Annotated in this window: 16 protein-coding genes; 4 read left to right on the forward strand and 12 right to left on the reverse strand. The window is 57.4% G+C overall.

The window, feature by feature from the left end:
* The first annotated feature begins 37 nt into the window (after positions 1–37).
* Positions 38–1,204: a Gfo/Idh/MocA family protein gene (locus J5286_RS11445; protein ID WP_209190432.1), complete on the forward strand. Its 1,167-nt coding sequence runs from the start codon at positions 38–40 to the stop codon at positions 1,202–1,204.
* Complete coding sequence (locus J5286_RS11450) at positions 1,201–1,800, forward strand: GNAT family N-acetyltransferase (RefSeq protein ID WP_209190433.1); 600 nt, start codon at positions 1,201–1,203, stop codon at positions 1,798–1,800. Before J5286_RS11445 ends, J5286_RS11450 begins: the two co-directional genes overlap by 4 nt.
* A gap of 143 nt (positions 1,801–1,943) precedes the next feature.
* On the opposite strand, the gene J5286_RS11455 is transcribed toward J5286_RS11450, so the two are convergent.
* The 8 genes from J5286_RS11455 to J5286_RS11490 all read right to left on the reverse strand — a co-directional run bounded on the left by J5286_RS11455 (position 1,944) and on the right by J5286_RS11490 (position 10,379).
* Positions 1,944–2,228, reverse strand: coding sequence for a MurR/RpiR family transcriptional regulator (locus tag J5286_RS11455; RefSeq protein WP_081931788.1), 285 nt, complete (start codon positions 2,226–2,228; stop codon positions 1,944–1,946).
* A gap of 33 nt (positions 2,229–2,261) precedes the next feature.
* Positions 2,262–2,897 (reverse strand): dual specificity protein phosphatase family protein, encoded by a 636-nt coding sequence (locus J5286_RS11460; protein ID WP_037186631.1) that lies wholly within the window; start codon positions 2,895–2,897, stop codon positions 2,262–2,264.
* Positions 2,898–2,973: 76 nt separating this feature from the next.
* Entirely contained in the window at positions 2,974–3,858 is an 885-nt protein-coding gene (locus tag J5286_RS11465; protein WP_037186632.1) for an inositol monophosphatase family protein, read from the reverse strand.
* 70 nt (positions 3,859–3,928) lie between these two features.
* The gene (locus J5286_RS11470; protein WP_449090074.1) at positions 3,929–5,038 is read right to left on the reverse strand and encodes an ABC transporter substrate-binding protein; all 1,110 of its coding nucleotides are present in this window, start codon (positions 5,036–5,038) and stop codon (positions 3,929–3,931) included.
* 40 nt (positions 5,039–5,078) lie between these two features.
* Positions 5,079–6,143 (reverse strand): ABC transporter substrate-binding protein, encoded by a 1,065-nt coding sequence (locus J5286_RS11475; protein WP_245205863.1) that lies wholly within the window; start codon positions 6,141–6,143, stop codon positions 5,079–5,081.
* 89 nt (positions 6,144–6,232) lie between these two features.
* Positions 6,233–7,360 carry an ABC transporter substrate-binding protein gene (locus J5286_RS11480; RefSeq protein ID WP_209190434.1) on the reverse strand — a complete coding sequence of 376 codons (1,128 nt, stop codon included), beginning with the start codon at positions 7,358–7,360 and terminating at the stop codon, positions 6,233–6,235.
* A gap of 32 nt (positions 7,361–7,392) precedes the next feature.
* A complete protein-coding gene (locus J5286_RS11485; protein ID WP_209190435.1) occupies positions 7,393–8,526 on the reverse strand; it encodes an ABC transporter ATP-binding protein in 1,134 nt (377 codons plus the stop codon).
* Complete coding sequence (locus J5286_RS11490; RefSeq protein ID WP_449090073.1) at positions 8,526–10,379, reverse strand: ABC transporter permease; 1,854 nt, start codon at positions 10,377–10,379, stop codon at positions 8,526–8,528. The genes J5286_RS11485 and J5286_RS11490 overlap by 1 nt, the downstream gene beginning before the upstream one ends.
* A gap of 543 nt (positions 10,380–10,922) precedes the next feature.
* On the opposite strand from J5286_RS11490, the gene J5286_RS11495 reads away from it, so the two are divergent.
* Complete coding sequence (locus J5286_RS11495) at positions 10,923–11,909, forward strand: LacI family DNA-binding transcriptional regulator (RefSeq protein WP_209190436.1); 987 nt, start codon at positions 10,923–10,925, stop codon at positions 11,907–11,909.
* Here the strand turns inward: J5286_RS11495 and J5286_RS11500 are convergent.
* The 4 genes from J5286_RS11500 to J5286_RS11515 are packed head-to-tail and all read right to left on the reverse strand — an operon-like array spanning position 11,906 to position 16,783.
* Positions 11,906–13,549: a Na/Pi cotransporter family protein gene (locus tag J5286_RS11500; protein WP_037186644.1), complete on the reverse strand. Its 1,644-nt coding sequence runs from the start codon at positions 13,547–13,549 to the stop codon at positions 11,906–11,908. The two genes, J5286_RS11495 and J5286_RS11500, sit on opposite strands and share 4 nt — an antisense overlap.
* A gap of 59 nt (positions 13,550–13,608) precedes the next feature.
* Entirely contained in the window at positions 13,609–15,294 is a 1,686-nt protein-coding gene (locus J5286_RS11505; protein WP_209190437.1) for a metallophosphoesterase family protein, read from the reverse strand.
* Complete coding sequence (locus tag J5286_RS11510) at positions 15,291–15,893, reverse strand: dual specificity protein phosphatase family protein (RefSeq protein ID WP_209190438.1); 603 nt, start codon at positions 15,891–15,893, stop codon at positions 15,291–15,293. Before J5286_RS11510 ends, J5286_RS11505 begins: the two co-directional genes overlap by 4 nt.
* A 56-nt stretch (positions 15,894–15,949) precedes the next feature.
* Positions 15,950–16,783, reverse strand: a complete 834-nt coding sequence (locus J5286_RS11515; protein ID WP_209190439.1) for an inositol monophosphatase family protein — start codon at positions 16,781–16,783, stop codon at positions 15,950–15,952.
* 260 nt (positions 16,784–17,043) lie between these two features.
* On the opposite strand from J5286_RS11515, the gene J5286_RS11520 reads away from it, so the two are divergent.
* Entirely contained in the window at positions 17,044–17,445 is a 402-nt protein-coding gene (locus tag J5286_RS11520) for a DUF930 domain-containing protein (protein ID WP_209190440.1), read from the forward strand.
* Positions 17,446–17,736: the final 291 nt, after the last annotated feature.

Raw genomic sequence — 17,736 nt, forward strand, 5'->3', positions numbered from 1 at the left:
GCCAACCTTCGACACCTGAGAAGCATTGGAGATCCCCATGAAAGTTGCTGTCGCCGGCCTTGGCTACCGCATGGCAAATGTCCTTCAGTCCTTCCAGAAGGCAACTCCCGACCTGACCATTGTCGGGCTCGTGGATCCGCAGCCCGCAGGACTACAGCAGATAGAGAAGGCGGGCCTTCTCGTTTCCCGGCGGTTCGATACGGTAGATGAGATGGTAGCGCAGTCCGGCGCCGACCTCCTGATGGTCGGCTCACCCAACACGTTCCATCTAGAACATATAGAGAGTGGGCTGCGCGGCGGCCTCAAGGTCTTCACGGAAAAGCCCGTAGTCATAAACGAGGCCCAAACACTCGAGCTTGCGGCGCTTCTTGCGAAGTACGGAAGCGACCGGGTCCTCGTGGGCCTGGTGTTGCGCTACTCCGACCTCTATCGTGACCTCCGTCACGCGCAGGCGGCGGGGCAGATCGGTGAGGTCGTCTCCATCGAGGCATCCGAACATATTGCCCCCTATCATGGCGCGTTCTTCATGCGCGATTGGAGGCGCTACGAGCGTTTCGCCGGCCCTTACATCCTTGAGAAATGCTGCCACGACCTGGACATCTACGCGAGCGTTGTGGGGAAAAGAGCGAGCGCGGTGTCAAGCTTCGGCGGTCGCAAATCCTTCGTGCCGCAGAACGCCCCGGAGATGATGACGAACGCCGAGCGCGATCAGTATTTCCGCAAGCCAAGCGGGTGGAACACAACGGAAAAGGTCTTCGACAGCGACGCCGACATCATTGACTATCAGACTGCGCTTATCGAATACGAAAGCGGAGCCACGATGGCGTTTCACGCCAATTTGAATGTTCCGAACCAATTCCGCCGCTTCTGTGTCGTCGGCTCAAAAGGCACGGCGGAAGGCGACTTCGTACGAAACAACTTCACGGTCCACGCCGCATCGACCGGTCAATTGCTGGCCGAGCGACGCTACGCGGGAGATGAGAGCGACCACTACGGTGCTGACGACCAAATGGCCGCCGATATCGCAGAAAATCTCCTCCATGGCGCCTCGTTGCCTGTTGGAGTCATCGACGCACTTGAAGCCGGACTGACCGCCGTCAAGATTGATGAAGCACGGCGAGACAGACGAGTGATCGAAATGGCCGAGACCTGGGAGAAATTCGACGCAGCGTTGCAGGGCGAGCCAGTCACGGTGCCGGCATGAACGAGGGGTTCGATATTCGCAAGGCAGAGCATGGCGACGCGGAGGCGATCCTCGAGATCTGCGTGCGGACGGCCGACGCGGGTCGGGATGGCCGAAGCCTTTACAGCGATCACCGATATCCCGGCCTCATCTGGGCGCTGCCGTATCTGACCGTGAACCCGGAGACCGCTTTCGTGCTGACACGCCTCGGTAAGGTTGTCGGCTATGCCGTCGGCGCCGTGGATACGGCAAGCTTCGAGGTAGAACTGGAACGCGCGTGGTGGCCGGAGCTACGCCGGCAGTTCGTCGACAGAGAACCGTCAGCTGCAGGTGATGGATACGTGCTTGATTACATCAGGCGCCCTGAGACCTCACCAAGTGAAATCGTATCGCGCTATCCGGCACACCTGCATATCAATCTGCTGCCCGAAGCCCAAGGAAGGCGCCTGGGGACGACCCTGCTGGAACAGCTTCTGATCTCGCTAAAGACTGCGGGCGCAAGTGGGGTCCATCTCGGCATCAATCACATGAATGAGCCGGTCGCCGATTTCTACCGGAAGATCGGGTTCAGCGAGATCGCGGGCCTGCCATCGATTATCATGGCAAAGAGAATGTAAACGGCTAACAGCCGGGACGAACTCGGTATCTTCTTCCGGACAAGAAGCGAAGAATTCCGTCTCTCTTTCCAACACGCGTGACTATGGCGACGTTTTTGGCCTTTCTTACGGGCGAATTGTATGTCTCTCGAACTTCCGCATCGCTATACCGTATTTCTCGACCGGACGTGTTGAACGAACATAGTCTTGAAATCAGCAAACCCATCAAATCCGGTGGCTTGGGCGACCCTGAAAACAGTCGTGCGCCCCACTGCACATTCCTTCGCCACCGATTGTAATGTGCCAAAGGCAATAGCTTCGGGCTTATCAAGTGCCAGTCTGGCTACGCGTTCCTCCAGACCCGAGAAGACGATCACGCGGGCAGCGATCATCTGCTTGAAAGAGGCGAAATCGGTTGGAGCGATGGGTTGTTGGGACGCGTTATGCATGGACTGCATACTCGACAGTAGGCGGGGACCTCTTCATCTCAATGTTTCCAGCTGCGCGCCCTCAATCATACGTATCCAGTGGGCGGCGCGCATCGCCGCTTCGGCAAGTACGGGCTTTGGTGCCTTGTAATACTCGTCGACGGGCATCTCACGTCGCAAGCGTACGAAGGTGATCGCGTCCTGCAGCGTTGGGAACTCCAAAGGTAAGGTCAGGTGCAGAAACAGCGAGACGACAGCGACCGAGCGGGACCGACCGCCACGGCAATTGATGAGCACGCTACCCCGCTCGCGCCTTGGATATGAGGGCTTGTCGGGCAGGATCTGCTCCAGCGCCGCCTGCAGTATGTAGTGAGCAGCCACCATCTGCGTGTCGGGATTACCCGCGCCGTCAATCAGGCCGATCTTGTAATAACGGATTTCTCCGGGACCGTAGACGCTTCCTTGGTGGTCCGCCACAAGGCTCGACTGCTCGACAAAGTTGAAGTCAAGATTCACCGCGCAGTTGACCACGGTGGTGATGCCTTTCGTCCGGAGAAGTTCGAGATCACTCGCGCCCTCCTTGCCGGAGATGAAGATATCTACGCCGTAACGCGGGTGAGCTTCATATATCAAACTCAGCTTTGGAAGCGATGAGCTAGCCGCCTCATTGGTTTCTTGTGGTATCTGCATCATTTCTCCATGGGATGGCGTGAGGGTTTAGCTTGGGGTCGCAATTCCCGCCTACACTGTAATGACCATGGCCCCGCTAAGCCGCTGCTTTGGCAATCCTGGTCTCACATATCCTGTTAGCAACACGTTCCAACGTCGGATATGCCGCTCCCTGCCCCGTCGCGATATATCCAGGGCAAAGGAAATCAGTCGCCCCAACGGGAACCCGACCAAGCGTCAGGGGATCGTAACGACCTCCCGCGTTCTTTAAAATCAAGGTCGCTGCGGCCACGTCCCAGGCGTTCACGCCAAATCCTGTTGCGGCATCCGCCCATCCAGCAGCAACGTGGGCAATGCTGAGCGCAGCACTGCCTGGACGTCGCAACGTGGAAAACGTCTCTACAAGTTCACCGAAATTCCTTAGAGCCACCTCTCGACCATCGAGTCGGAAATCCCGGGCAACGGGATAGCCGGTGATCAGGGTCGCATGAGTCTCATCGGGGATAGAGCGAGACTTAAGTTCTGTGCCATTGAGATAGGAAAACTTTAGGTCGGCAGAGAACATAAACTCGGTGACAGGATCGTAGATCGCGCCGGCTACGACACGGTCATCGACGACGGCTGCGACCGAAACGCACCAAAACGCGAGCCCCCTTGCAAAGTTCGACGTCCCGTCGATCGGATCGACATACCACTGAATTCGGCCCGAACCCGTCTGGCCACCTTCCTCACCCATGATCGCGGAATCCGGCTCGTGCTCCAGAATGAAAGTCCTAATTGTGTTTTCCGCCTGTTTGTCATGCACAGTAACGACGTCGTGCAGATCAACTTTGTAATCGACAGCTACGTTTGACCGGAAAGCCATGATGAGGGGATCATGAACGGCAAGCGCAGCGCCCTTGGCGATCTCGGTCAACTGTTTCGATCGGGCAACTGTTTCTTCGTCAAACTGCGACTGATCGCCGAGATAGCGGTTCTTCATTTTCTGTAATCCACTTCAGATGAAAGGCAGGCTGTCGGCTGGCACCGGCGAGGCGGCGCCAGCCTCGTTGCTACTTCGTGTAGTTCACCCGCCAAAAATCCTGCCATTCCTCGCGCCGGTCGAAATCATCGAGCCCGGTGGAAGAGTCGTAGGACTGCAATTTGGTCGAGACTTTCATCAACCCGGATGGCTCGTCATCGGGCATCTTGATATCCATGCTCGTCGGGAGCTTGCCATCCTTCATCTGTGGCGCGATGCCCTCCTCCGTCAGGATATAGTGAATGAAGAGCTTGGCGGCGTTCGGGCTTTTCGTCTTCGTCGCAATGAGCCCGAGCTTGACATAATTCCAACCCACCCAAGGCTCAAGCGTGGTGCAAATGCCCAGCTTGTATCCCTTGTCCTGGTTGTCGCGGAACTTCGCCGAACTCAGCAGCCCAAAGAACGGCTCCTTCTGGCCAGACGCCCCGACCGCCTCCGAGACTTTGTCATCGCTGTCCGTTGCAAGTGGGCCATTTTGAGCGAAAGCCTTGATCCAGGCCGCGGCAGCGCTCTTCTCGCCAGTTTTCAAATCCTCGCCGAAATGCGATTTGTAAGCGGCAGCCACTGCTTCAGCGCCATGCGCCTCCAACTGATTGAACCAGTCGGTGTAATTACCCTTCGTCAAAGGATCGATGACAGCAACCTTGCTCTTCCATTTGGGTTCCGTCAGTTCCCAGATATTGGTGACCGGGCATTTGTCGTACACCTCGGTATTATAAGCCCAAACGTTTGCGTTGGTTGAAATCGCCAACGGATCCTGGAACTGCTCTGGTATCGTCGACACCTTGTCCGCCGGGATATAATTCTCAACAAATTTTTCCGGCAGGAGCTGCGCAAGCGCAGCCGGCGCATCGGTGATCAGAACGACATCACCCTGGACATTGTTCGCTTGGCTTTCGCGAATGATCATCTCCAGCTGGCTATTCGCCGAGACCTTCATTCCTGTCGCCTTGATCCCGTACTTCCTGGTGAAGTTTTCCGCCATCTCGACGATTTTGCCCGTGCTGTCGTAGATGTTGATCGGCGTTTCGGCCTTTGCAGCCTTGACCAACGCTTCAAGATCGAACCCATCAGCCGCAGCAGCGGGAATTGCCACCGCCGCCGCCAAGACCGCAATCGCGGCAGACTTCAGATTTGACATGCTTCTCATTTGCTTCCTCCCCGATAAACGTGATCAGCTTTCACTTGCGGTAATTCATCCGCCAGAAGTCCTGCCAGTTCTCGCGCTTGTCGAGATCGGAGGCCGCAGTTGATGCATCGAATGCCATGAGCTCATTAATGTGACTCGAGACACCGGACGGCTCGTCAGAGGGGAGATTGATCTTCGAATTGCCTGAGATTTTCCCGTCGACAGTCTGGGGCGCAATCCCCTCTTCGGTCATCAGGTAGTGAACGAAGAGCTTGGCCGCATTCGGGCTTTTCGTCTGGGTAGCGATCAGACCAAATCCCGGATAGAGGAATCCCGAGAACGGCTTGACCCCCGCGCACAGGCCGAGCTTCAGGCCCTTTGCTTCGTTGTCGCGGTATTTCGCCGTCGAGGTGATGACAAAAAACGGATCGGCTTGGCCCGGCGCACCCGCAGCGTCGGCGACAGTCGTCGAATCCGAAAGAAGGGGACCGTTTTCAGCGAAAGCCTTTACCCAGGCTGCGGTGGCAGTGGCACCGCCGGTATCCAGCTTCTTGCCGTAGAGGTCTTCATATGCTTTGGCGACTTCTGCGTCGTGATGCGTCTCGATCTGGTTGAACCAGTCTGCGTAGAGAGGCTTATCGAAAAGGTCGAGCATCGCGAGCTTTCCCTTCCACTGGGGTTCGGTAAGCTGCCAGATATTGGTTACGGGGCACTTCGCGTATTTCTCGGTGTTGTAAGTCCATACATGTGCGTCGGACACAACCGTCAATGGATTGCGCAGTTTTTCAGGGATATCCGCCTCGAGGTCCGGCGGCGTCCAACTGCTAACAATCCCCTCCGGCAACAGCTCACCCATTGCGGACGCAACATCGGTGGCAACACTGACATCCCCGACCACATTCCCCGCTTGGCGCTCGCGGATCATCAGTTCGACCTGGGTCGCCTCATTCACCTTCTTGCCGCTCGCCTTTACCCCATATTTCTTGGTAAAGGCCGCGGCCGTATCGACGATCTTGCCCGTCACCGCGTAGACAGTGATTGGCGGCTCTTTCTTGGCCGCCTCGACCATCGCACTGAGATCGAATGCATCGTCGGCGCGCGACTCATCGCAGAACATGGATGCGGCTGTGATTGCGGCAACGCACACCAGCACAGCAGTATCGATTTTCTTCACCTTCATCATTTCACTCCTCCCGCTCCCCGATTTTATTTTTGGTAGTTCATTCGCCAGAAGTCCTGCCAGGTCTCCCGAGCGTCCCAGTCGTCGAGGCTAGTCGACATCGAGTAGGGCAGCAGTTTGTTCAGGGCGGCACCAATCCCCGAAGGTTCGTCCGCTGGCAGTTTGACGTCCTTGTTCGTCGACATTTTTCCGTCGATCGCCTGGGGCGCGATGCCTTCTTCGGTCATTATGAAGTGGACAAAGAGCTTGGCGGCATTCGGGCTATCGGTGCCCTTGGTGATCAGGCCGACGCCAGGGTAAAGCCAACCGAGCCAGGGCTTAAGGTCCGAGCAGAGACCGAGTTTCATTCCCTTGTCGGCGTTGTCGCGGAACTTGGCGGAGCTGATCAGCCCCATGAACGGCTGCGATTGGCCGGGTGCAGCCACTGCATCGGCGGCGGCGGCATCGGCGTCCGTCAGAAGCGGCGCGTTAGCAGCAAGCGCCTTGACCCAGGCCGCAGTGGCAGTCGCTTCGTCCGTTTGCAGGTCTTTGCCGTAGCGCGCCTTGTAGGCCGCCCTCACCTCGTCGTCTCCGTGCTTTGCCATCTGGTTGAACCAGTCAACATAGGACGCTTTCCCGAGCGGATCCTGCATTGCCACCTTGGCCTTCCACCTCGGTTCGGTCAGCTCCCAGATATTGCTAACCGGGCACTTGTCGAAAAGCGTTGTATTGTATGACCAGACATTGGCGCTCGTGACCACGGTCAACGGATCTTGATATTCGGCAGGAATTTTGGCGGCGAGGTCCGGCGGCAACCAGCTTTCCGCAAAGCCCTGCGGAATGAGCTGTGCGAGCGCGGCAGGTGCGTCGCTGACGATCGATACGTCGCCCTGGATATTGTTCGCACGAGCCTCTCGGATGATCATTTCGAGTTGGGCTGAGGCCTTTACCTTCGACCCTTCTGCTTCCAGACCGTACTTCTTGGCGAAGTTCTTCGCCATCTCCACGATCTTCCCGGTGCTATCATAGACCGTGATCGGCTTTTCCTTCTTCGCGGCCGCAATGAGCGCGTCGAGATCAAAATCACTGCCAGCAATTGCGGACCCTGCCGTTGCGGCAACAATGGATACCGCGCAAAGCAGCCGACCGACACCATCTTTCATCACTCGCTTCATACTGCTCCTCCTTCAGTAAGAACGCTATTCGTTCAGTTCAAAGCGCCGGCGCGAAGCAATGCGTCGGCCTCGACGAGGCGGTCTCCTTGCCCATCGAACGCATGAAGTGCCTCTGACGGGGCATGGACGAACACACGTTCGCCCCCGTCGAGACGTGGCAATACATGGGTCGTCAAAAAGAGCGTGTGGTTGTCGCTCTTCAACTCGAGAATCCAACTGCCTCCCGTCGGCAGAACACCGGTGACAGTCATTTCTGCAGCAAATTCGCCTCGGGGCGCATCCTCGATCTTGGTGACGTAGCCCATTGCCTCCGGTCGAACGCCAATCGAAGCGACGCCCCGTAGCGTCGGGTAGCGTGAAGAGAAGTATGCTTCGGCCTTATCGGCGATATCAGAGACGCCTGGCTTGCCAAAAGTCAGGATATTGATCGGAGGGCTCCCGACAAATTCGGCAACAAAGCGGTTGGCCGGGCGGTCGTAAATGTCGTTCGGGGTGCCCATCTGCTGAAGGGTGCCCTCGTTCATCACGGCAATGGTGGTCGCCAGGGTCATCGCTTCCCATTGATCGTGAGTAACGAAGACGATTGTTGTCTTAAACTCCTTGTGAAGGCGCTTCAACTCAGCACGCATTTCGAGCCGGAGCCTTGCATCGAGGTTCGATAGGGGCTCGTCGAGAAGCAGGACACCTGGGTTGACCGCAAGCATGCGAGCGAGCGCCACGCGCTGTTGCTGCCCGCCGGAAAGCTGCGACGGATAGCGGTCTCGATATTTCGCGATGTCGAGGGCCTGCATCACCTTTTCGACACGTGCCTCACGCTCGGCCTTCGGCAGGTTGCGAAGCCGCAGACCAAAGTCGGTGTTGCGTTCGATCGTCAGGTGTGGCCAGAGCGCATAGCTCTGAAAAACCAACCCCATTTCCCGCTTTTCCGGCGGAACGAAAATCCCATCTGCAACGGAATCGATTACCCGCTCACCAACCCTGATCTCGCCACCAGAGAGATTTTCCAGCCCAGCGATCATTCGCAGTGTCGTCGTCTTGCCGCAACCCGACGGTCCAAGCAGACACATGAATTCGCCATCGCGGATTTCCAGATCTAGATCGGAAACGGCATTTGCCGAGTTCACGCCGTAGTTCTTTTGCGCGCCGCGCAGGTTGATAGTAGGCATCAGCTTCCGAGTCCTTCTGCAAGATTTGTGCGCGTGAGTTTCTGGGCCAGCAGCGTACCGAAGTAGGCGATGCCAGCAATGATGAGGACCACCGCATTGGCGGCCTGTGTGTAGTGATAATCAACCAGTCGGAGCGAGTAGGTCGTGAGCACGTCCGTGCTCGGCACAGCGAGGATGACGAATAGGCTGAGGCCCTTGATCCCTGAAATAAAAGGCAGGAGCACGCCTGTCACCAGCGATCCCTTCTGAATTGGGATCACGATCGAGATCATTCGTCGCAGCCAGCCGGCGCCCGCGATCTGTGCCGCTTCTTCGGGATCCTTTCCGAGCTGCGTCATCGCCGAAATGCCAGCGCGAGAAGCATAGGGCATCTGGTCAGCGATGAGAGCAAGCACGAGGATAGTCACCGTTCCGTAAAGTGCAGGCATTGGTCCGCGGGGTACGGCAAAGAGCGACAGATATGCCGCCGCAAAGGCGATACCGGGCACGAGATACGGCAGGAAGGTGACCTGGCGAAGATAGACGGACAGAGCGCGAACCGGCGTGCGGATGACGACATAGCCAACGAAGAGGCCGAGAATTCCGGAGGTCAGCGATGCAAGCCCGACAATCATCAAGGTGTTCTTGGCAGCCGCCCAGAGGTCCGGACTTAGCAGAATACCACTCTGCAGGGCCACTGTGTCGAGGTTGGTGCCGATCCAGTAGTCGAGCGTGAAATTATCGAGCGTGAATTGAGCCGGGATCTTCATGACCGTCGAAAGTGCAAGGGTCAGGATCGGCAGGCCGACGCTCAGAACAAAAATGGCTGCAGCAAAGGCGGTTGCAGGTATACGCATGCTGCCAAGCCGGCTTAGTCGGTTCATCGAACCTTTCGATCCGATGGTAACGAACCGCCGTGCCTCGCGCACCAGGCGTGCATCTATCATGAGCGTGATAATGCCGATAACCATGATCGAGGCTGCCACAACGCCGGCCACACCTGTCTGGCGTGACGCAATGCTGCGAAAGAGCGAAGTCGACAGGACCTCGAACTTCACCGGCAGGCCGAGCACATAGGGAACGCCGAACTCGCCCAGGCACTTTGCGAAGATCAGCACCATTGACGAGAGAAGCGCCGGACGCATCAGCGGAAGAATAACCTGGATTGCAACCTGGTAGCGGCGCGCCCCGAGGATGCGGGCGGAGTCTTCGAGCTGCGAGTCGAACCGGCGCAGCGCCGAGCCAAAAAGCAGGATGACGAACGGTGTGTAATGAAGCGCCAGAATGATGGTGATCGGGAACCGGCCATAGGCGACCCAATCGGGTGGCGTCATCCCGGTAGCCTCGAACCAGCCGGGCGTACCGCCGATCGTTCGGTTCTTGAACAACGTCGTCCAGGCCAGAGCAAACGTCCAGGCGGGGAGCATGTAGGGTACAATGAGCGCGGTCGCGAACCAGCGCCGGCCAAACATGTCTGTCCTGCTGATCAGCCAAGCGAGTGTCGTCCCGATTACGAGCGACAGGGCGATGGCGCCAAATGCGACTGTCAGTGTGTTGAGAAGCGGATGCCAGAAGAGATCGGAGGCAACTGGCGAGAAGAATGCCCGGTCAAGATAATAGAGCGTTAGCTCCCCTACTTCCTTGCCGAGACGTCGCTCATGGCCAAACTGCACCCTAACCGCGTCAAGAACGATCGATATGATCGGTACGACGATGAGGTAGGTAAAGAGCAATGCCACGAGAATGCCGACGAGGGTCGTTGGCTCCCGAACAGCAATCTTCAGACGATACCTCCACCGCTGCCAGCTGGATGGTACAGCGAGTGCAGTCTTGCGTGACGCCTCCGCTTTCATGGTCTCACTGAAAAAACTCAACCCTTCCTCCCATTGCATCATCATCGCAGCCCATGCGTCAGCCGAAATTCAGGGCGCAAAGCACCGTTCCGCGAGACATCGCGGCTTTGCCCAGCAGGGGTTACGTAAAATGTCCTCCGAAGGTGGATCGTCTCAATCCGCCTCGCATCGAGCCACCGGCTCCTTCCGGTAAGCTCGTAGTCAGGTTCAAATGAAATATTTATTCCACATGAGCCTGCTCATAGAATGCATGATCCATGCAAAGCGGATCTTTGTCAACAAAAATTTGCACACGTGCGCAACGGTCTATAGATATGATTTTACTGAATATTTTTTGATCCATCACAATATTTTTTGAGCGGGCTTTCAGCCCCGTAGTCAAGCGATGGAATAAACGCTCCGTTTTGACCGAGCACGTAGTTCTTGAGGCCGGACTTGAACGCCTGTTTGGCCCTGCGATAATTCTTTGCGCCACTCTCGCAAAACGGTCGCGAAATTTTCCAGTTGGAAAATTCGGAGCTTTGTGGCCTGTGATATTCCTCTCGAGTTCATTGAAAGTGGCATATGGCAACGACGTTTGTAACCGCGGAAGACGTAGCAAAACGGGCCGGCGTTTCCCGCTCCGCGGTGTCGCGGACATTCACTCCAGGCGGGAGCGTTTCGAAGCTGGTCAGACGGAAGGTCCTGAAAGCCGCGCGCGAACTTGGCTATCGTGTCAACCGACTGGCCCAGGGCCTCAACAACGACCGGTCCAACCTGATCGGGGTCGTCGGCGCCAATCTCGGCTCCCCCTTCATTTCGAAGCAACTGGACCTCTTGAGTATCGGTCTCTTGCGGCGTGGGCTGCAGTGCCTGCTTCTGAATGCTGCCGATGCTCGTAAGGACATCGCGCCGCTGATCGAGCTTCTATTCGAGTTTAGAGTGCAGGCGATCGTGGTCCTGTCCGGAGAACCCCCCGCATCGATCGTCGATGAGTGTATCGCCAACGGTGTTCGCCTGATCCTCATCAACCAGAGGCTTGACCGCACAGACACCAACATGGTTCTCAGCGACGATTCCCATGGAGCGGACCTCGCAGCAATGCGGCTGGTTGACGCCGGATGCAAGAAAGTTGCCGTGGTTTCGGGCAGTAGCCAGACCCCTGCACAGACACGGCGAGCCCACGCCTTCACCCAACGAATGGCGATTGAAGGTGTCGAGGTCGTACTCTGGTCGGAAAGCCCGACAAGCTATGAGAGCGGATACAAGGCGGGATGCGAGTTGCTCTCTGATGCCGCAATCGATGGTGCGTTCTGCGTCACCGACCTGCTTGCGCTCGGCTTTCTGGATGCTGCCCGGCTTGAAATGGGCCGAAAGGTTCCCGAAGAGGTATCGATCGTCGGCTTCGATGACATCCCCCAAGCGGGATGGAAGGCATACCAGCTCACCACCGTCGCGCAGTCGCTTGAGGAGTTAACTGACAAAGTGCTCGGTGCCCTCGATAGTGACGAAGCCGAAACAAGACTTCAGGTCGTGTCCGTTGCGATGGTCGAGCGCAAGACGGCCCGCTAGCCTGCCTGGCGGATCCGGCTTTCTATCAGCAGACCGCTATTGTCGAGAATGGGATGAGCGACTGATACGATATGTGCATGTATCCGCTTTAGGTCGCGCAGAAGATCGAGATGGAGCGAGCTCGTCTGCACGCTGTCGGACCGCCCTTCCCGAAGACGCTGCAAATGGCGTTCGGAGGACTGCTTTTCGAGACGGCGAACCTCCTCCTTGACCTCTACCAGGCGCCGGGCGAGATCCGGATTGCGGGTTGAAAACACAGCCTGTGCCATGCGCAGGCTGTCCAGCGTCAGGGCAAACAACGCCGTAATCTCGCTGTTCCCCTCTTCCGAAAACTGGAGACCACGGTCGATTTTCTTCGCGATCTCCGGAACGATACCCTTTTCGATGATATCGCCGATATGTTCCAAGTTGATCGCATACTCGACGATATCCATCGACTGGCGGTGTTCGGATGAACTCAAGCCATCCTGCCCGAGTTTGGCGATATAGACCTTGATGCCGTGCTGTATACGATCGACTTGTCCTTCAAGTTTGACGATACCGACGAGCTCGGCCGGGTCATTGCGCCCGATCGCGGCCGCTGCCTGCGACAGCATTTTTTCGACAAGATCTCCCACCGCCATTGCTTCACGGCTCGCGCCCGCCATCGCGGCAACCGGATGGGAAAGGTTGCTGCGGTCAAGGAAGCTGATCTCGCCATCTTCCACCTTCGGATCGGGCAACATGGAGCCCGTGAGCTTAAGGACTAGCGTCGACAATGGCCAGGCGAGAAAGGCCAGGAGAAGATTGAAGGCCAGATGCGCGTCGACGGCAAAGTTCGCATGCGGAAACGGAGATGCTTCCAATAGCAATGCGCCATAGCCTGCCAATGGCAGAGCAAGACAAACTCCCGCCGCACGCACGACCAGATTACCAACGGCGACGCGTCTTGCGCTCAGCGGCGCGCGCATCGTCGCCAGAACCGGGGGCACTGCGCCACCCAGATTGGCCCCAAGGACAAGCACGATCAAAAGCCCAGTATCTATCTGACCGTTCGCCGAAAGCGACAGGATCAACACGACGACCGCAAGGCTGGACGATGCCAGGATGGCGAGGAGTGCGGAAAACAGCAAGGCGACAGGCCACGCGTTTCCGAGCATCCCAATGAAGACGGTCAGAGCCGGCGATTGGCGCAACGGTTCCGTTGCTCCCGAGAGAAGATGAAGCGAGAGCAGCATGAGCCCGACACCGACAATTGCTGCACCGGCGCCCTGCATCGGCGCCGAGCGCCGGCGCATCAGGAAGGCACCGGCAAGGAGAAGAAGCGGCGATAGCCATTCCAGGCCGAGTGCCACGATCCACGCCGTTGCAGCGGTACCGATGTTTGCACCAAGCAGTACGATCTGGGCCATCGCCGGCACAATGAGGTCGCGCTCGACGAATGATGCGACCATGAGCGCGGTCGCGGTCGAGCTCTGAAGGGCGATCGTTGCGACGAAACCCGCGACCAGCGAACGAAATCCACTGCGGGTCCCTTTCGCTAGACCGACCCTTAGCTTTGCGCCGAAGGCGCGCGTCATTCCGTCCTTTACCTGGCTGAGGCCGAACAGCAACAGAGCAACAGCGCCGAAAAGGTTGATACCGATAATCGCTGATTCCATAAGTGTCACTCACTGAATCGCGAGACCCTTTCACCGGCTGGCGCAGGAGCTCGACTTGTTCAAGCTGAAATTCTGTCTGCGGCGGCAAACGCAATCGCAGCGTCCGTGCCGGCATTCTGAGCCCGCTCAAGAAATGAGCCCAACGCGCCAAAAAAGACTGCAAGGAAGCCTCGCGTCGAACCATAATGGGCTTGCGGTCTACTCCCGCAGCAATCGGCTAGTTGTCGATAGAGTGCGATCCTGTCGTTTCCGAGATGGCCAATAGCGAGCTGCGCTCCCTGCCTCAGGCAATACCAATCAGCAATGAGCTCGGTCATCGGCAAGCGCTTGGCGAACTCGATTATCCCGGCATCAAGGGCGGGCTGAGCCTCGGCGACCCAATAGGCAGCTTCCCAGACGTTCATCACAGCGATCGAGTCCGCGATCGAGGCTGGCCACTCCTTCACAAGATAACGATTGGCGACGAGGGCTCGTTTGTGCGCCTGCAGAAATTCACCGTAGCTCTTCGCCGTGAACGCGCGGTCGGAAGATTCGTTACGGGACACGGCGTCGGTCCGATAGGCATCCAGAACGGCGTCATCAACGGGAATGGAAGACAGCTCGATTGTTTCGGTTGAAATCCGATCGCTTGATGGTGCGATCACTTTGAAGGCAGGTGGGAAGGCGACAAGCGAGGGAACCGCGATATTTGTGATACTGCGATTTCCGCGTGCTCGTCGAGTCAAACCCTCAACATGGAGATGACCGCTGAAGTGGACTTCTATGCCGGCGGCCAGAAACGCCTCCTGTACAGACTGACGAGGCGTGCGTCGCACGACGTTTGTTTCGCCGAACAGAAACCGTTCTGCCTCCGCCGCCCCGTCGAACGGATCGAGAGCCGGATAGTGCGAGAAGGTGAGAAGCGTCTTGCCCGACAACCGGGCTCGCCGCGCAATATCGGTCATCCAGCGTAGAATGAAGGGCTTGGCGCGAAGCATGGCGTTCCACCCCCCCGCGGTGCTGTCAGTGAATGCTGCTTCTTCACCGCGCTCGAAGGAGCCGTCCAGCGGCTCGAACACATTGGCGTCGATCATCAGAAGCCAGAGCCCTTCTTCTGGTTCGACGAGGTAGGAAGCATCCATCAAACGGTACTGGTTGCACCCGTCAGGCGACGCGATATCGTAAAATCGGTCCGCTGGCCTATCGGATTCGCCGAACGGGCTTTCCCAGTGCAGGTATTCGGGTCGCCTGAAGTAACCGAACTCGGACATCGGGGCGAGACCTTCGGGATATCCGGCACAGTACATGGCATCATTGATGACGACACCGGGACCGCTCAGCTTATTGTCGCTAGAGACGAGGATCATCTTGCCGTTCCCCGTCAAAAATTCCTTCGTATGGTGGCGTCCGCGCGGTCCAAAGATGTCGTGGTTCCCAGGCAGTGCGTAGAAAGCAGTACCATAAGCTTCGCGGTGTCGTTTGAGGATTCCGGCCAAGGTGGCAGTCGTGGTTTTCTGACCATCGTCGGTGTAGTCGCCAAGAAGAACGACATGGCGAATCTGCCGCCTCGCAACCTCGGCAAGCGCAGCCGTCAGGGCGCCAGCACTTTCGTTAAAGACCCGAGTGGATCGGCGGGTGTCGGCCCAGCTACGTAGCGACATTCCCTCGCCTGCCGCAGTCTTTCCGCAACGACAGAAATCGGCGCTCAGATCATGGAAATGTGCGTCTGCGATCACCGCGACATCGGAAAAGCGGCGGCTGCTCATCCGGCATTCGCTTTCTGCTCGATCATGTCGATCCAGCCCGAGGCTCGCTTCGCCGCTGCCAGAAGCATCGGCTTCGGCGTCTCGAACCACTCATCGGGACGCAATTCACGGCGCTCACGGATGTGGGCGATGGCGTCGTCAATCGTTGGAAACCGTTCGCGCTGTTGCCTGTGAATGTAAAGCGCCACGAGTGAGACCGAGCGGCTGCGGCCGCTTCTGCAGTTGACCAGCACATTTCCGCCATCGGCAAATGGGTATGTGTGGCGCTTTGGCATGGTCTGACGAAGTGCGCCATCAAGAATGTAATAGGCTCCAAGCATCATCGTATCGGGGCTTCCTTCCCCGTCGATCAGACCAACCTTGTAGTAGCGCACCGCCCCGTAGCCAGTAGGTCTGATGTCTTCGCTTGCGGGGCCGCCCTGTACGTAGTTGATATCCAGGTTGACGGCGCAATTGACCACGGTCGTGATGCCATGGCGTCTAAGCAGACCGAGATCGCTGGCCCCGTCACCGCCGCCGATGAAAAGCGACGCCCCGTGAGGCCCAAGCGTGTCGGTGATCAAGCTTATTGCAGGGCGCGAGTAGACGGGTCCGTCCATCCAAAAATCCTTCCACTACTGTACGAATTGGCCATCCAGTGCGTTGTGACAAACCATCAAGCCGAGGCAGCCAGTCGGCTCGCCGATGATGTAGTCACAAATGGGATGTCGGCCGCGTCGCTGATGCCGCTGGCTACACCTGGCGCTGCCGCAAGCACAGGTCCACCGTGCTCAAGGCTGCCGATTTCGAAGAACGGGCAAACGGCTCCGCCAGCTTCGCTGACGAGCAGCAATCCTGCCAGGCAGTCCCAGGCATTCATGTGGAGTTCGACGTAGCCGTCTGAACGGCCATCGGCAACATAGGCGAGCGCCATGGCGCCAGATCCCGCTCTTCGCACATTTGTGCCAAGCGCGAGAAGCTTTTGCATCACCTCCAGATAAGTCTCGTTCGACACCCGGGTTGACCAGCCCATCTCGACTGAGGTGGCATCGAAATTCGCGGTCCTGGCAACGCTGATCGGCTTGCCATTCAGGGTGGCGCCCTGACCGCATTCGGCAAAATAGAGTTCGTCAAGCGCGGGATTGTAGATGGCGCCAAACTGCGTCTGACCGCCTTCGACGTAGGCAATCGAGATGCAGAAATGGGGAATCCCGCGAGCAAAGTTAGCGGTGCCATCGACCGGATCAACAACCCAGATCCTGTCGCCAATAACTCCGCCGCCTTCCTCGCCGTAAAAATGGTCATTTGGAAAATGTTCGGCGATCACGGCACGGATATGCGTTTCAGAGGCGGCGTCGGTCTCCGTCAAATAATCTTGAGGTCCCTTCATGGCGGACGTTACCGTGGCCTTCCGGAATCCGTGCAGGACGACCTCGCCGGCGGTGCGGATGACTTGCTTACACAGCGCCACACGCCTCTGAGATCCAGTATGCTTGGTAATATCGTGCATATGAGCCTCCAATCAATGAACACGCGTGCATATTGCACGCGCGTGCATGGACGTCAACTCCCGTGCTAGGCGCAATCTTTGACTTGAACTTTGAGCTTTCTGACATTCTAATGACAATGGAAGACATACAAAATCAGCTGGTTAAGACAATGGAGATAAACTTTCGTCACCGGCACGCGATCACACGCCGCGGATTAGCTAGCCCGAAGTGCTGATCACAATTTGCGAACCTGACATCGCGCGCATTCTGGAGACCACAATTGAAGCCTGTAACTTGCCTACTAGCGATCGCGCTTATCCTCCTCGCGTCAGAGGACAGCGGATTTGCGTTAAGCGATGAAAAGTTGAACGGACAACTATTGAAACTGGATATGGAGACACGGCTGGAGCAAACTTGCGATACTGAAGTGATGCTCCGCATCAACCGTGAAAACAGCAAGCTTAGTGTCGACAAGGTGATCGCCTATTCCTTCGCTGAGCCACGAATGAAAAAAGACTCGATCACGGCGCCCGGAGCCGTGTTTCGCAGCGGTGGCGAGTGGTATCACCTCAGCTACGCTTGCAAAACCGGACCTCGGCACCTTGATGCTCACCAGCTCGACTACGAGATTGGACCGATGGTGCCACGTTCGAAATGGCGTAAGCACTACCTCTACGACTGAACACCGGTGGCGCTGCATGGATTAACGCGCCCACCCGAGATTTGATCGCGAGCGGCGTAGCAGTAATATGGATACCCCGGCGAGAAAGTGAAAGCGGACAAATGAATGACGCCACTGATCCACTGCTGCGCCTTACCAACGATGCTCTTGAGGACGTCATGGCCACGGTTCACTTGTGGTGCCGGGAAAGAGGCCTGTCGATAAATTGCTATCGTGGTAGGCGAGCGCTGTGCCTCGCAGCCCAATTGCGATCCTCATCGGATTTATCTGCAACACAGTTATTGGTCGCCT

The organism is Rhizobium sp. 16-488-2b (assembly GCF_017741815.1).
Lineage (GTDB): Bacteria > Pseudomonadota > Alphaproteobacteria > Rhizobiales > Rhizobiaceae > Rhizobium.

Excerpts from the sequence above, each read along its gene's own strand:
- J5286_RS11445 (WP_209190432.1), top strand. The coding sequence starts at position 38 with ATGAAAGTTGCTGTCGCCGGCCTTGGCTACCGCATGGCAAATGTCCTT.
- J5286_RS11505 (WP_209190437.1), bottom strand. The coding sequence starts at position 15,294 with ATGAGCAGCCGCCGCTTTTCCGATGTCGCGGTGATCGCAGACGCACAT.
- J5286_RS11470 (WP_449090074.1), bottom strand. The coding sequence starts at position 5,038 with ATGTCAAATCTGAAGTCTGCCGCGATTGCGGTCTTGGCGGCGGCGGTG.
- J5286_RS11460 (WP_037186631.1), bottom strand. The coding sequence starts at position 2,897 with ATGCAGATACCACAAGAAACCAATGAGGCGGCTAGCTCATCGCTTCCA.
- J5286_RS11510 (WP_209190438.1), bottom strand. The coding sequence starts at position 15,893 with ATGGACGGACCCGTCTACTCGCGCCCTGCAATAAGCTTGATCACCGAC.
- J5286_RS11450 (WP_209190433.1), top strand. The coding sequence starts at position 1,201 with ATGAACGAGGGGTTCGATATTCGCAAGGCAGAGCATGGCGACGCGGAG.
- J5286_RS11465 (WP_037186632.1), bottom strand. The coding sequence starts at position 3,858 with ATGAAGAACCGCTATCTCGGCGATCAGTCGCAGTTTGACGAAGAAACA.
- J5286_RS11455 (WP_081931788.1), bottom strand. The coding sequence starts at position 2,228 with ATGCATAACGCGTCCCAACAACCCATCGCTCCAACCGATTTCGCCTCT.
- J5286_RS11500 (WP_037186644.1), bottom strand. The coding sequence starts at position 13,549 with ATGGAATCAGCGATTATCGGTATCAACCTTTTCGGCGCTGTTGCTCTG.
- J5286_RS11495 (WP_209190436.1), top strand. The coding sequence starts at position 10,923 with ATGGCAACGACGTTTGTAACCGCGGAAGACGTAGCAAAACGGGCCGGC.
- J5286_RS11480 (WP_209190434.1), bottom strand. The coding sequence starts at position 7,360 with ATGAAGCGAGTGATGAAAGATGGTGTCGGTCGGCTGCTTTGCGCGGTA.
- J5286_RS11515 (WP_209190439.1), bottom strand. The coding sequence starts at position 16,783 with ATGCACGATATTACCAAGCATACTGGATCTCAGAGGCGTGTGGCGCTG.
- J5286_RS11475 (WP_245205863.1), bottom strand. The coding sequence starts at position 6,143 with ATGTTCTGCGATGAGTCGCGCGCCGACGATGCATTCGATCTCAGTGCG.
- J5286_RS11485 (WP_209190435.1), bottom strand. The coding sequence starts at position 8,526 with ATGCCTACTATCAACCTGCGCGGCGCGCAAAAGAACTACGGCGTGAAC.